At 53.3% G+C, this 15,085-nt stretch carries 11 protein-coding genes; 3 read left to right on the top strand and 8 right to left on the bottom strand.

Annotated elements, in window-relative coordinates:
- Window positions 1–80: 80 nt before the first annotated feature.
- Together F0P93_RS19370 and F0P93_RS19375 are read right to left on the bottom strand one after the other, a co-directional pair.
- A complete protein-coding gene (locus F0P93_RS19370) occupies window positions 81–962 on the bottom strand; it encodes a hydroxypyruvate isomerase family protein (RefSeq protein ID WP_150878876.1) in 882 nt (293 codons plus the stop codon).
- A gap of 101 nt (window positions 963–1,063) precedes the next feature.
- On the bottom strand, window positions 1,064–1,777 hold the full coding sequence (locus F0P93_RS19375) for a 3-keto-disaccharide hydrolase (protein WP_150878878.1): 714 nt from the start codon (window positions 1,775–1,777) through the stop codon (window positions 1,064–1,066).
- 175 nt (window positions 1,778–1,952) lie between these two features.
- Between F0P93_RS19375 and F0P93_RS19380 the strand changes: the two genes are divergently transcribed.
- From F0P93_RS19380 to F0P93_RS19390, 3 genes are read left to right on the top strand one after another with little or no spacing between them, the layout of a single operon-like run.
- Window positions 1,953–2,507, top strand: a complete 555-nt coding sequence (locus F0P93_RS19380; RefSeq protein ID WP_150878880.1) for a GNAT family N-acetyltransferase — start codon at window positions 1,953–1,955, stop codon at window positions 2,505–2,507.
- Entirely contained in the window at window positions 2,504–3,436 is a 933-nt protein-coding gene (locus F0P93_RS19385) for a hypothetical protein (protein WP_150878882.1), read from the top strand. The genes F0P93_RS19380 and F0P93_RS19385 overlap by 4 nt, the downstream gene beginning before the upstream one ends.
- The gene (locus F0P93_RS19390; protein WP_150878884.1) at window positions 3,433–4,248 is read left to right on the top strand and encodes an AraC family transcriptional regulator; all 816 of its coding nucleotides are present in this window, start codon (window positions 3,433–3,435) and stop codon (window positions 4,246–4,248) included. The genes F0P93_RS19385 and F0P93_RS19390 overlap by 4 nt, the downstream gene beginning before the upstream one ends.
- 56 nt (window positions 4,249–4,304) lie before the next feature.
- Here the strand turns inward: F0P93_RS19390 and F0P93_RS19395 are convergent, their stop codons facing one another.
- From F0P93_RS19395 to F0P93_RS19420, 6 genes are all read right to left on the bottom strand, one after another.
- Window positions 4,305–4,805: a hypothetical protein gene (locus tag F0P93_RS19395; protein ID WP_150878885.1), complete on the bottom strand. Its 501-nt coding sequence runs from the start codon at window positions 4,803–4,805 to the stop codon at window positions 4,305–4,307.
- A gap of 63 nt (window positions 4,806–4,868) precedes the next feature.
- Window positions 4,869–5,642, bottom strand: a complete 774-nt coding sequence (locus tag F0P93_RS19400) for an SDR family oxidoreductase (RefSeq protein WP_305036507.1) — start codon at window positions 5,640–5,642, stop codon at window positions 4,869–4,871.
- A gap of 100 nt (window positions 5,643–5,742) precedes the next feature.
- Window positions 5,743–7,740, bottom strand: coding sequence for an FAD-dependent oxidoreductase (locus tag F0P93_RS19405; protein WP_150878886.1), 1,998 nt, complete (start codon window positions 7,738–7,740; stop codon window positions 5,743–5,745).
- 124 nt (window positions 7,741–7,864) lie between these two features.
- On the bottom strand, window positions 7,865–9,625 hold the full coding sequence (locus tag F0P93_RS19410) for an FAD-dependent oxidoreductase (RefSeq protein WP_150878888.1): 1,761 nt from the start codon (window positions 9,623–9,625) through the stop codon (window positions 7,865–7,867).
- 291 nt (window positions 9,626–9,916) lie between these two features.
- Complete coding sequence (locus F0P93_RS19415; RefSeq protein WP_150878890.1) at window positions 9,917–11,575, bottom strand: RagB/SusD family nutrient uptake outer membrane protein; 1,659 nt, start codon at window positions 11,573–11,575, stop codon at window positions 9,917–9,919.
- A 114-nt stretch (window positions 11,576–11,689) separates the two neighbouring features.
- Window positions 11,690–15,079 (bottom strand): SusC/RagA family TonB-linked outer membrane protein, encoded by a 3,390-nt coding sequence (locus tag F0P93_RS19420; RefSeq protein ID WP_150878893.1) that lies wholly within the window; start codon window positions 15,077–15,079, stop codon window positions 11,690–11,692.
- Window positions 15,080–15,085 lie beyond the last annotated feature (6 nt).

Here is a 15,085-nt window from a genome sequence, read left to right on the forward strand (position 1 = left end):
AGACGCAAAAAGGCTTCCCCGGTCACAGAGAAGCCTTTTTAAACAATTCTATTCACAGACTTTAGCCCAAACCACCTAAGCTACACGTCACAAATCGCAATACTCTCCCGCAACGACGTCAGCGGATCACGCTTCGGAATGAACTCCTGCGCCACAAAGCCTTTGTAGCCCGTGTCGACGATGGCCTGCATAATGGCCGGGTAATACAGTTCCTGCCCGTTGTCGATCTCGTTGCGACCCGGATTCCCGCCGGTATGGTAGTGAGCAAAATACTGGTGATCCCGCCGGATGGTGCGGATGATGTCGCCCTCCATGATCTGCATGTGGTAGATGTCATACAGCATCTTGAAGTTTTCGGAGCCGACCATTTTGCACAGTTCCACACCCCAGGCCGACTTGTCGCACATGTAATCTTTATGATCGACCCGGCTGTTGAGCAACTCCATCACCATCACCACGCCGTGCTTTTCGGCACTGCTCATGAGCCGTTTCAGGCCCACCGCGCAGTTTTCCATGCCCTTCTGATCGTCCATACCGCGTCGGTTTCCCGAAAAGCAGATGACGTTTTTCAGCCCGGCTTCCTTCAGTTTCGGGAAAATGGCCTCGTAACTCGCCACCAGTTCGTCGTGCAGTTTCGGATCATTGAAACCGTCGTTGATGCCCTTCCCGGCTCCCTGCGCCATCGAGCAGGTCAGACCGTACTTTTTAACGATCGGCCATTCGTTTGGTCCCAGCAGATCGATGCCGGTCAGGCCAATTTCCTTAGCGGCTTTGGCAAAGTCTTCCAGCGGAATTTTTCCGTAGCACCATTTGCAGGCGGAGTGATTGATCCGGCCTTTCAAGGCCGGGAAAGCGGTTTTCCGGGTTTCTTCCATTTGAGCGGCTAAGGAGTCGATAACAGAAAAGGTCAGGGCGGTTCCGGCCAGGGTTTTGATGGCCGAACGGCGGGAAGGAGTTTTCATGTGGGAAGGGAATAATGAATATCGAACACCTAATAACGACTATCGAAATAAAACAGCATTCCTTCGATAGTCGTTATTCAACATTCGTTATTCGATATTATTTATAATTCTTTGATTCGGATATTCCGATACCATACTTTGTCGCCGTGATCCTGGAGGGCGATGTGGCCTTTGCTGAACTGGTTGAAACCCTCCCAGCCTTTGAACTTGCTTTCGCTCACCATTTTATCCCATTCCGGACCGCTGGTGCGGTATTCAACCACTTTCTTGCCGTTCAGGTAATGCTCGACTTTCCCGTTGTTGACCACCAATTTAACCTTATTCCATTCACCGGCCACTTTCTGGGCCGAAAAATCCGAAGGTGGCAGCATATCGTAGAGCGATCCGGAGGTCCGGTTTCCGTTTTTGCCCGCCTTGGCGTCCTTATGCCGCTCGTTATCAAGCACCTGCATCTCCGGACCGGAGTTATACGTGCTCTTGTATTTCGGATCTTCGTGAACGCGGTAGATGATTCCGCTGTTGCCGCCTTCCGAAATCTTCCATTCCAGTTCCAGTTCGTAGTTTTCGTATTCTTTGTCGGTTACGAGGTCGCCCCCGCCCCGGCTGGTCAACACAATGGCCCCATCTTCCACCTGCCATTTGTCAGACGCTTCCTTTTTCAGGTAGCTGTGCCAACCCGTCAACGTTTTTCCATCAAAAAGTTTGACCCATTTTCCTTTTTTGGGGCCTGATGCGTCGGTTTGAGACGAATTGACGACGTTTAAAACCAGAGCCAACAAGGCCACCCGGGCCAGCGCGTTGAGCGTAATCTTCATAAAAATGTAATTTGAGTTCACGATTGGTTTGCTGTAAAGCTACAACGTAACAATATTAGAAAACCGGGACCGATGCGGCAACTTTTTTAGTAAAAAGCTTCCATAAAATGCGTTTTTTACAAGATGATAGATTTTTACACCTGATTTCACCCGGATTGCCACCACCTTTGCAGGTATGACGACGCGAATCGAACTTGACTGCGAAAACGGCATCACACTGGCCAGCCTGAAAGCCGGGGATGCCGAAACCATTGCCCAACTGGCCAATAACCGCGCCATCTGGCTCAATTTGCGGGATTCCTTTCCGCATCCGTATTCGCTCAACGACGCGGTGTATTTCATCGAAGCCGCTCAGGACGGTACCATGGGCCTGGTTTTAGGAATCTATCTGGACGGAAAGCTGGCGGGTATTACCGGCGTGATTCCGCAAACGGACATTCATCAATTGTCGGGTGAAATTGGCTACTGGCTCGGCGAACCCTATTGGGGTCGGGGAATGGCCACGGTCGCCATTCGTCACTTCGTTCAGTATACGTTTGAAACCACCCGGCTGATCCGGCTTTTTGCGGGCATCATGGCCTACAATAAACCGTCGATGCGGGTGTTGGAAAAAAATGGATTTGTGCTGGATGTCATTCAGAAAGCGGCTGTCTACAAGGACGGTAAAGTCGTGGATGAATACCGGTATAGTCTCGTTGATGAGGAGAAAGTAACTGCGCTGCTGTCATGACCATTGTCGAGAAAATCCTGAACCGAATCAACCGACCGGATCTGGTGCAGATTCTGTCGGACGAACTGACGCCCTCGGAACTGAATTCGCTGTTGCTGGAGGTATTCAACCGGCAAACCGGGCGGCTGGCCCCGACGGAATTGCTGCAACACTACCAGAAAAACCGCTTCGTTAAACCGGCCGACACCAACTTTCTGGCTTTGCGCGGGCTGGAAACCAAGCTTTTGCAGCTATTCGAGACGTTTCTGTTCAAACCCATCGAACTGTCGCCGGTGGCCCCCCTGGGTTCCTGCTCGGTGGTAGCAACCGCCGATCAGCAGAAAATCCTGTCGGCCCTACGCGGCACCGAAGTGCTGGCCGACGCCACCAACGCACTCGCGCTGCACGTTAGCGACTTAAAAAAAAGCGGACAATGGAAACCGGTTTCGCCCACCGATCAACTCCGGTTCAGCACCATTCAGCGGCACGTTCGGACGCCCAGAGTGGCCGTTGCGGGGCATACCCAACACTTTAAAATCGGTTGTCTGGTCTCGTCGGGACGCGATACCGGCAGTTTTCAGTTTGAGCGCGAAAGTCTGGCCGAACACATCTCGGTGATGACGGCCGTTTTGCGCGACGCCCTGCGGATGGATACGCTCCGGTTCAAACTCATTCAACGAAGTGAGGACGGTCGATTGCTGGAACAAGTGAAAGACCATCTCCTGCAACGTCGGCCCGACCTCGTCATCGAAACCGAAACTGCACCCAATCGGGAAAACCACTATTACAAAGGACTACAATACAAGATATTGATCACAGTTGGTGGTCAGGACTACGAAATTGGCGACGGCGGTTTTGTCGACTGGACGCAGCAATTGTTGCAAAACAAAAAAGAGCGGTTTCTGATCACCGGCCTGGGGGTCGAACTGCTGTTTCGATTGGTGTCATGAACAAAGGACGGGTTATTTATGAAGACGAAGCAGAACCGCATTTTCGGCTGGCCTACCCCAGCCCGGCACTGACGGTTTTTGTCGACTATTATTTTGAAGTAAATCAACCTGCCACCTTATCGAATCCACTGTATTTGAATGGCTTACCGAACCTTTCAAATTTACTGTGCATCAGTCTGAATCCGCAAAAATGGCTGTCGATCAACCAGAAAACTGGCGCGATCAAAACCGGACACGGTTCCCGGCTGCTCGGAAATCTGACGGATTTACACACGTCCATCTACCCCGCTGGCGTTCACGAATTTTACGTCAAATTCAAACCGGGAATGCTGGGTAAACTGTTTCATTTCCAGACTCAGGAAATAGAAAATGCCCATGCGGACTTAAGTATTTCGATCCACCCGGACGGACTGGAAGAGCAATTGCAAACCGCTCCTGTTTTTCACGAACGCGTCCGCCTGATGGAGACTCGGTTGCTGAAGCGAATTCAGCGGGTAGAAGTGAATTACAAGTTAAAAATCGTGCAGGCGGTTTTGCAGAAATTTGGACCAAAAACCGCAAACCGGGATCAGCACTTGAGCAAGATCTGTCGCGAACTCGGCGTTTCGTACCCTTCACTTCACCGGTATTTCAACGAAACACTGGGTTATTCACCCAAATATTGCCAGAAACTTGTTCGGTTTAAGAACGCGCTTCAGTTGTATCAACGCTATGGAAGCCGGTATCCGTTCGAAGAGGTCGGCTACACCGATTTCTCCCATTTTTCGAAAGACGCTCGTCAGTTGACGCAGCGTTCGCCATCCGAATTATGAAAAAAAAACGGCCTGCTAAGATCAGCAGGCCGTTTTCGCAAAGATTCAACTTTATTTTACGACTTATCTTTTTTCTCATCATCGTCGCCATCGCCATACCCCATATGGTGCGGGTCGTAGCTTTCCGACGGTTTATCGCCTTCTTCCAGGTAGGTAGCGCCTTTGCGGACAAACAGTGCTTCGTCCGATGGATTATCGGGCAATCCCTCGATGCTGCTGGGCAAACCGCTTTCAACGCTATCCGGCGCATGGGCCGCATCCTGCCGGTTTTCAGCAATCACATTGGGATCTACATCCCATTCCTGTGTCGATCCGTGGCTGTCCGGGCGGGCTTCATGTTCAAAATTACCCCGGTTGTCTTCCCGGTCGGCACTGATGTCGTGGGCAACTTCGCCCCCATCAGCCGACGGAACCACCATTTCGCCGGTTCCTACGCCCTCACTCGGTTTCCCGTAATCGGACGTTCCGTGTTGATACGGGTTTTTAGAATAATATGATTCGTCCCGGGCCTGCGGGTCGAAGGTTTCCTGATTTTCGTTTTCGTTCGTGTCCATCATGGTGAGGGTTGTTTCCTTCCATAACTGCGAAACGGATCCGAATGTTTACGGTTTTCGGTCAACCTATCGCCCCATCCACCCGCCATCGACGGTCAGAATCGTTCCCTGCACGTAGTTGGAAGCCTGCGAGGCCAGATAAACGACGGCACCCTGCAAGTCATCGGCTTCGCCCCAGCGTCCGGCGGGAATGCGCGCCAGAATGGCCGGATTGCGGTCGGCATCGGCCCGGAGCGCGGCCGTGTTGTCGGTGGCGATGTAGCCCGGCGCAATGGCGTTGACGTTGATGCCTTTCGATGCCCATTCGTTCGCCAACGCTTTGGTCAGCGACCCGATGGCGCCTTTGCTAGCCGCATAGCCCGGCACCGTCATGCCACCCTGAAAGGTGAGCAGGGAAGCCGTAAAAATGATTTTTCGGTTGTAGTCCACCTCCCGGGCCAGCATCTCGCGACCGATTTCCCGGCTGATGATGAACTGGGCGTTGAGGTTGATGTCGATGATTTCGTCCCAGTATTCGTCCGGATGTTCGGCCGCTGGTTTTCGGCGAATGTTCCCGGCATTGTTAACCAGAATATCGATGGGCGGACACTCGTCGCGGACGGTTTCGAGAAAGGTATACAGCGCGGACCGATCCGTAAAATCGACCGGAAACGGATAAAACTTGCGGCCCAGTGCGGTTACGGCGGTTTCCACCTCGCTACCCGGTTCGAGCGTGGCCGACACCCCGATGATGTCGGCACCGGCTTCGGCCAGCGCAATGGCCATCGCTTTACCAATCCCGCGTTTGGCGCCGGTTACCAGTGCCGTTTTGCCCTGAAGGGAGAAAAGATCAAGAATCATGAAGGAATAAAATGAAGATTGCTAACCGTGTAAAGCTCCGATCAGGCTTTCCTCTACTGTCAACCAGCCACCAAATTGAAATTAAACGTACCCACGGATGTTAAAACGCCGGTACGAACAAAACCGCATCAGCCACCACCGGACCGTCGGTTTGCTTGACCGCAATTTCAACCGAGGCCGTTTTCCCTTTCGGCAGGTCGTATTCCCCAAGCGACACCCACTCGCCGGACGTTTGCCCAACCACCACAATATCAGCGGGTTTGATCGGAATAGACTTCTGGCTTTTTCCGTCCGAAACCGTTACCCCCAACTCCGAAGCACTTTTAGCCAGTCGCGGGAAATAGGTGTAAATGCGGTATTTGCCCGCTTTGACAATGTTCGGCGTAAACCGCACCGACGCGGCTTCGGTGCCCTGTCCTTCGTGGATCAGATACGACGGGCCATAGCCGCCTTTGCTCTTGCTTTCCAGCCGCCACGGGCCGGTTGCCGCCGTCGATACCTGGTCGTCATTATCGACCAGAATTTCGGGTGTACTTTTATCCGCTAACGGATTCATTTTCAGTTCCTGCTGCAATTTGGCGATATCCACTTTCTGTACACTGGTTTTCGCATCGATCGCCATCGAAGCCGCCAGCGCGGTCGATTGGCCCAGCACCATAAAAACCGGCTCCATCCGAATCGATCCGTAGGCAATGTGGGATGCTGACAGGCAAACCGGCACCAGCAGATTCCGGCACTCGGTTTCTTTCGGAATGAGGGCGCGGTACGCAATCGGGTACGGCCCAAAACCACCCACCTCGACGTTACCCTCGTTCTTCGCCATTTTCTTGCCGTCTTTTTCGATCACAATCCGCTGAATGTTATGCGAATCCATCGTGTAAGCCGCCATGCCAACCCCATCGGTCACGACCTCTTTTCCCTGGCAATTGGCCTGCGTCATCACGTAGGCACCGACCATCCGACGCGCTTCCCGGACGTAGAGTTGCGGTGACCAGTTGCCGGTGTCGGTATACTCATCTTTGGGATACCCCCATTTCAGCATCTGCTGTTGAAGTTCCTGCGGAACCCGTGAATCGTGGCCGAAGAAATACAGTAATCCCTTGGTATACAGCTCGTGATCGCGAATAATCTGCGCCCGTTTCTCGTAGCTTCCGTCCGGATACTCGTAATTCATGCCAATCATATCCGTCGAAAAACCGTTCCGGTTGTTGATGTCGGTTTTCTTGTTGGGCATTCCGCTCCAGATGAAATAGTCGTTGAGCGTGCGCTTCTGCGGCTGGGCCTCAATTAGCCGGGCGAGCAGGTCAAACCGGGTGGAATCGTAGCCCACCGGGCGTGTAATGGGCACCTGATTGGCCGGATCGGACGACAGGCAAATGCGGTAATTATACGCCTGGACTTTATTGTCGCCGGTTCCATCCGGTTCCAGTTTCGCCGGACTAACGCCCCAGAGCAAGCCGGATTCCGGTTTGCCGGGGGTTTTGAACGGGTCGATGCCATCGGGAAGCTGGTGTCCTTTCATGAGTTGCACTCCACTGATGGTTTCGTTGTACTTTGAATTATCCTCCCGCCCAACGGTGTACGAAACCCCGGCTTTCGCCATCAAATCGCCCTCATACGAGCAGTCGATGAACATTTTGGCCCGAACGGTGCGTTTGGCAGCCGGTTTTCCTGAGTCTTCCAAAACGATTTCCTGAATGGTTCCATTCGTCTTTTTCACACTCGAAAGCCGGTGCGACAACAGCACATCGACCTGGCCGCGCTTGACGTAGTCGTTGAAAAGATTTTCGGCTACGTGCGGTTCAAAAATCCACTGCTCGAACTTGCCATAGTGTTGTCCGATGCGCCGGTAATAGTCGCGGGAGATGCCCGTAATGGCGTATTTGTTGCCAATGTCGGTGAGGCCCAAGCCACCGGAGGTCATGCCGCCGAGGTGTTTGCCGGGTTCGATCAGCAACACGGTTTTTCCCAGTTTCCGGGCCGTGTAAGCCGCAATGACGCCCCCGGATGTGCCGCCGTAGACGCAGACATCCACCTGTTGCTGGGCAATGGCGGAGGTGATGAGAAGTAGATTGAGGCAAAGTAGTATGTATCGCATGTTTTTTGGATTATTATTTCGCGGAGTTGAGCGGAGTAAAAGAGAGTTAAGCGGAGAACTTACAAAAAACTCTGCTCAACTCCTTTTCCTCTGCTAAACTCCGCGATACAACTCTTTTTAAAACTCATTTTCCCTGCAAGGCCCCCAACTGATTGGCTTCGAAATTCGGGTCGGATGTTGAAAGTCCCTTCTCATACACCAGAATGGCCTTTTGCTGAAGCAGCGATTTCTGCAAGTCCGGCACCGACAGGTCATGCACCGACTGCGATTTCTGGACGCACAAGGCCGCAGCGGTTCCGGCGGCTTGCCCGAGGGCCATCCAGCACGGTTCCATCCGGAGCGTCGAAAAACCGATGTGCGTGGCCGAAGCCGGGACCGGTGCCAGCAGGTTTTCCAAAGGCGAATCCGGCACAATCACCCGGAACGGAACCGTATAAACCGCCGACGGATAACTGATAAAACCGTCCAGGTGAATTTTGCCCGCTTCCCGTTTCCGAACCGCGTGCGAGTCGAGGGCGTAGTGGCTGGCCGTGATGCTGTCGGCATGGAGCGGAGGTCGGCCGCCCGGTTTGACCGGCTGCGCATCCTGGGCTTTGAAAATGTATTTTCCCTTCATCCGGCGGCCTTCCCGAACGTACAACTGCCGGGGAAAATTTCCGTTATCGGTGTATTCGTCTTTCGCCCAGCCCCATTGCGCGCATTCGTTTCGAAACCACTCGGGCAATTCGGGGTCGTTCTGGGCGAAGTAAAACAGGCCTTCGGTATATTCCCGGAGTCGTTGAGCAAACCGGTCGCGCCACTCCCAGCCGGAGGTCGGATACGGCCAGTTTTCTTCCGGCAAATCGGTGGAAATGAAGGCGTGGTGCTGGTTGTTACCATCGTTTTTTCCGTTCGGCAGTTTGACCATATTCGTCAGCCAGGCAATGCCTTTCGGCATACCGGGAACGTCCGGCGACACGCCCGCTTTCGTCTTGCGCTGAATTTCAGCCTTCTGCGCATCGGTCAGTTTCGTCATGGCGACGCCGGTATACGTACCGGTTTTGACGTCATTGATCAGCGAGGCATATTCTTCGCGGTTATAACGCGCCGGTTTCTGGATTTTGACCCGGATTTTCGGATCGTTGGTCACGCACAAACGGTAATTGTACGACTGCACGGCATTGTCGCCCTGAAACGTCGAGCCTTCGCCTTCCGGCCCGGCCCAGTATTTATACACTCGCCCGGCTCCCACTTCGTTGTATTCCGATTTGCCTTCCCGGCCCAGAAAAAACGGCACGCCCGCAGCCGCAATCAGGTCACCTTCATAGGTCGCGTCGATAAAAAACCGCCCCTGGTAGGTTTCCGTTTTTTTCGTCGTTCGGTTGATGACGCGAATGCCCCGAATGCGGTTTTTCTCAATCGTCAGATTTTCCGGTTCAAAATCGAACTGCCGCAGGGTCAATACCATCGCATTCGGGCTGTCTTTCAAAAAACCATTGAAGATTTTGGCGGCTACCGACGGCTCGAAATGGTAGCCATTGGCACAGTCGGTGGCCTGCTGCGAATCCGCGCCGTATTTTTCGACGTAATAGGCCTTGATGCGCTGCACAAACTCCAGGAATAACCCGCCCGTGGCTCCGCGGGTGGCGATGTCGGTGGCACCAAGTCCGTTGGCGGGCAAACCGCCAATGTAGGCCGTCCGCTCCAGAATCAACGATTTTTTGCCCATCCGGGAAGCCGAAACGGCGGCCATGATTCCGCCGGGCGTGGCCCCAACAATGATCAGATCATACTCAGTCTCCGCCAGCGCAGCGTTTGTGCTGGCGTAAAGTTCGGGGAGTCCGGCGGTGAGGGCTAAACCGCTCAGGCCGGATACTTTCAGAAAGTGACGTCGGGTTGCAGGCATTAGTTTTAGTTTCAGGTAGGTTTATTACTCCTAAATCTCCTTTAAGCTGCTCTAACAGGAACTACCCCGGAGGGGTGATCTGTCAATAGGCAGAGTCCATAAGTCCAGATTCCAAGCCCCGGCTGGGGCGGACTTAGCGTAAGGGCATTCATTAGAGCGCCCCAGCCGGGGCTTAAGGTCACTAACTGGCTTCCTATTGACTATTAACAGATCACCCCTCCGGGGTAACTGTAACTCCTATCAGAGCAGCTTATAATCAATTTAGAGATGATCAGACATCCGTTTTATTATTTAATAACCAGCGTTTTGAGTCAGCACTTTATTCGTAACGGTTTCGATGTACGGAATCGGCCACAGGTAATCGCGATTCGGATTAAAAATCCGGAGTTCGACCACCCGCATGTCGGCTTTATTAGGCACGTTGCTGTAATCCGGCGTTCCGTTGGCGTCGATCGCTGGCGCTGTCGCCAGCAACCCTTTCGGAATGCGGCCCAGGAAATTCCCGTTCATCAGCTTTTCAGCGATTTTCCAGCGACGGATGTCAAACAAACGAAAGCCTTCATTGGCCAATTCATACTTCCGTTCCTTCCGAATAATCGAGCGAAGTTCGGCCTGCGTTTTGCCCGTTTTGATGGCTGGCATGTTGACCCGCTGCCGCACGGCATTGATGGCGTCATAAACCGATTGGTCGATCTGGTTGGCTTCAATTTTAGCTTCCGCGTAAATCAGTAACACTTCGGCGTAGCGGATCAGGATGATGTTGAGTTCCGAATTGCTCCGGTCGTCTTTGTCCGTCAGGTCGGTATATTTCCGCCAGCAGTAGCCGGTGTACGTCGCAAAGGCGTGAATGGCGTCCTGGTTGTCAACCCTTGCACCTGTGGCATAATTGATCGTTTTGACGCTGTCCTTGTGGGTTTCAAACTTGAAGTTGAAGTAGTTGGAACCCGGCACGGCCAACGTAAAATCCAGGCGCGGGTCGCGGTTTTTAAACGGATCTTTCGGGTTATACAAGGGCGACTTATCGATCGACAAACCGTCCGTACATTCGTAGGAATCCACCAGCATTTGCCCCGGCACCTTGTTGGAAGCGCCCTGCGCGTTGCGCGACAGAAAGTTCTGCGGGGTGCTGTGCGTCAGCGTTCCTTTCAGGTACTGCAACGAGAACATAATTTCACTGGAATTCTGGCCTTTATACGAAAACAACTCCCCGAAATTTGGATGCAGTTTGTTGATATTCAAATCCATGACAGCTTTGGCAGCGGTGGCTGCAACGTCCCATTTCTCGTTGTATAAGGCTGTCCGGGCTTTGGTAGCCAGAGCCGCCTGCCGGGTGGCCCGACCGGTATTTCTGGCATCATAGCTGGTTGGCAACGCCTTGGCAGCTTCGTCCAGCTCATTCATCACGAAGGTGGCGCACTCGTCTTTGGTGCCTTTCGGAACCTGTGCATCGGCCAGCCCCAGCGTTTTGGTCACCAGCGGAACGCCACCAAACAATTCGATCAGATAACCGTATTGGTAAGCGCGGATGAAACGGGCTTCGGCCTGGTAGCGGGCATACAGCGTCGCATCCATTTTGCCGTCCAGCTTGTTCATGTTGTCCAGGATAAAATTACAGCGGCCAATGATCTTGTAGGACTCATTCCAGACCGAACGCACAAAACCGTTGTTGCTGTCGTGGCTTCCTTTGCCGATTTGCTGCATAGCACTGTTGTTCCGGTCCCAGTTGATATCGGTGCAAACATCCAGCAAAAGCTGGGTCGGCATCCCATCGCTGGGGTGAAAATTCATGCCTTTGTAACAGCCGTTGACGGCCAGCTCCAGTTCGCTGGCGTTAGCAAAATACGATTGGTCGGCGGGGCCTTCCAGCGGAAAGCGTTCCAGGTAATCCTCGCAGGAGGTGGTACTCAGGATCAGGCAGACGGACAAAAACCAGTAGTGTATCTTTTTCATTCGAGTGAGGTTCGTTAAAGCATTGGTAACAAGTGTTTTTGCCCCCAACCCCCTAAAGGGGACTTTGCACTGCCAGTTTTAAAAGTCCCCTTTAGGGGGTTGGGGGCAAAGTTTTCAGAAGCTGACATCAAGTCCGAAGCTGACCATTTTGACCTGCGGGTAGCTTCGGCCCGAACCGACCGGCGATTCGACATCGTAGCCGTCCCAGAACTTGTCCCAGGTCAGCAGATTCTGGCCGTTGGCAAAAACCCGCACGTTGTTGATGCCCGCGCGCTGGGTCAGATTCGTCGGTAGCGTGTAGCCAATCTGAATATTTTTCAGACGCATATAAGCGGCATTCCGCATCCAGAAGCTGGAGTTCTTTTCGTTGTTGGCTTCGCTGAACGCCAGCCGGGGGAAAGTGGCATTGGGCGTTTCCGGCGTCCAGTGGTCTTTGTGTTGCTCCTGCACGGTTCCACCCAGAAAGAACGGCATGATGCCCTGCTCATTCAGGTAGCCGTCGGCTTTGCCAACGCCCTGAAGAACAATATTTAAGCTAAACCCTTTGTAATACGCGTTCAGCGTGCTGCCGTAGGTGAAGCGGGGAATGGTGTTTCCAAAAACCACGTTATCGTCGTTGTTAATGAGCCCGTCGCCGTTCTGATCCTTGTATTTGATATCACCCGGTTTGATCACCCCAAATTGCTGGGCATGGGCGGCCACTTCGTCGGCCGTCTGGAAAAACCCTTCCGACTCCAGACCGAAGAGGGAATTGATGGGATAACCTTCCCGGTTGGCAGTCAAACCCGTCAGGTTGACACCCCGCATGTCGATCACCTTGTTTTTAACATCCGATATATTGAATCCGACATCGTAGCGAAAATTCCGGACGGCTCCTTTGTAATTTATGCCAAGTTCCCAGCCTTTGTTTTCCACCACACCGGCATTTTGTGAAGGCTTTCCCAAGCCGATGATGGCCGGAATATCCAGTTCCAACAGAATATCTTTGGTACGTTTCGAAAAATAATCAGCGGTGATCGACAGGTTGGAAAACAGCGTCATGTCCAGACCAATATCCGTCATTTCGGTCGTTTCCCAGGAAATATCCGCGTTCGCCAGCGTATTGAGCGCTACGACGTTGACAATCTGTTTATTGAACGTATAAGGGCCGAATTGCAGCGACGACATAAACGGATAGTTGCCAATAAGTTGGTTACCCAGTTGCCCCCACGAAGCCCTTAGTTTCAGTTCATTGACCACGTTGGAAACCGGCAGCATGAACGGTTCCTGTGAAATCCGCCAGCCGCCCGATACCGAAGGAAAAAAACCGTATTTACGCCCCGTCGCAAACCGGGAAGATCCGTCGTAGCGAGCATTGGCCTCCAGCAGATACTTCTGTTTGTAATCGTAGTTAACCCGTCCGAAAGCGGATTGCAACGCCCATTCCGACGCTCCTCCCGAAGCCCGCTGGATGTCCGAGGCTCCGGCGTTCAGCACCTGATAATCGGGCAGCAGAAAACCCTCCCGGTAAGCGGAGATGTTGTCATTGCGAAAATCTTCCCGGGAAAAACCGGCTAATACTTTCAATCCGTGATCACCGTACGCTTTGTCGAACGTCAACGTTCCGCGCAGGGTCGTATAGAGCGATCGGTTTTCTCCTTCTGTCAGCGTGCTTCGGGCCGGTGCCAGAAAGCTCAGCGCACCATTGGGTTTATACGCCTGAATGGCTTTGTTGAAGTTTTTATCGATCGACAGGGCATATTTCGGGGCATACGCGATTTCCGCCGTCAAATACGAGGTGGGTTTGTACACCAGGGCCGCATTCAGAAAAGCGTAGGGGCTGTTGTTCTTCCGGGTTCCGCCGTCGCGCGACATCGCAATCGGGTTGTCGCCGTTCCAGCCGTCGCCCCAGGTTCCGTTGGAATTGATGCCGATCTGATTGGCCGGAATCCGGTTCATCCAATGGAATACTTCCTCGGAACCCCGGCCCGGTTCGAGGGTCGTGGCTGCCACGAGCTGGAGATCGACCCGCGCGCTGAATTTTTTAGAAAGCTGAATATCAGCGTTGTTCCGGAGTGTGTAGCGTCTGAACGTCGAATTCTCGATGACGCCTTTCTGGTCAAAGTAGCCTACCGACGTCAGAAAGCGGATTTTATCACTCCCACCGTTGATGCTCACAAAGTGGCTCTGTTGCAGACCGGAACCCGTTAACACTTCTTTCTGCCAGTCCGTATCGGGATACAAATCGCGGTTGGAAGCGCCTTCCGTACGGTATTTCTGGATTAAATCATCGGAGTACAGCGGGGAACGGCCAACGTTCACATACGCTTCGTTGGTGAGCAGCATGTGGTCGATGGCGTTGGCCATTTTGGGCAAGTTCGTTGGTGTTTGCCAGCCGATGTAGTTGTTGTAGTTGACCGAAATCCGGTTTCCTTTGGCCCGTTTGGTGGTGATCAGAATCACGCCGTTGGCCGCCCGCGACCCGTAAATGGACGACGAAGCCGCATCTTTCAAAACCGAAACCGTCTCGATCAGGTTGGGATCGATGCTGTTCATCGACCCTTCAATGCCGTCGATGAGCACGAGCGGGTCCGAATTTCCCAACGTTCCAACCCCGCGAATCCGGATGGAACCGCCGTCGGCACCCGGTCGGCCGGAGCGTTGCGTCACCGTTACGCCCGGCATCATGCCCTGCAAAGCGGCTGAGGTTTGGCCCACGGGGCGTCGCACCAGCTCCTCGTTCGAGATGGACGATACGGCCCCCGTCAGGTTCACTTTTTTCTGCGTGCCATAGCCCACCACGACTACTTCCGAGAGCGACTTCGTATCATTTTCCAGTTTAACGCCCACCGTGGAGCGGTTTCCGACGGTCACTTCCTGAGAGATGTAGCCGACAAAGCTAAAGACCAACACCGCCTTTTCATCGGGAACATTCACCTGGTAGAACCCTTTGCTGTCGGTGGTCGTACCGCGGGTCGTGCCTTTCAACACGACGCTAACGCCCGGCAATCCCGCCCCGGATTCGTCGATAACCGTGCCGCTGATGCTGAGGTCGGCCACAACGGGCTGGTGGTTGGCAACGGGTTCGGTCGCATTGCCATCGGTGCGCTCGTCAACCGGCGTAGTAGCGGGCATTGAAGCTTCCGACTGCGTTTCCGGGGTCCGGTTCGACAAATCGTTTTTCGTTTTCCGCTCTTCGGTAATCACAAACGTGTCTTTCCGGATTTTTTTCACCCGCAAACCCGTATTTTTGAGCAAATTGTGCAGGTTTTTCTCGACAGAAACGTTCAGGTTGACCGGTTCGGAAGGCCCGTTTTTCCCGGCCATGATCCGGTCTTCAAACACAATTTCAACGCGGTAATGGCGCTGCAAATCGAGCAAAACGTTCTTGAGTTGCACTTGCGCGCTTCGTCCGGCGGAGCGTTGCAGGTGTTGGGCAGACGCCAGCGTCTGGCAAAAACCGGTAACCGGATAGCCGATCAATAGCACTGCTAACAGACCCAGGTGGTGTACAGTTTTCTTCATTTGATC

Origin of the sequence: Larkinella humicola (assembly GCF_008727875.1) — a bacterium.
Taxonomy (GTDB): Bacteria; Bacteroidota; Bacteroidia; order Cytophagales; family Spirosomataceae; genus Larkinella; species Larkinella humicola.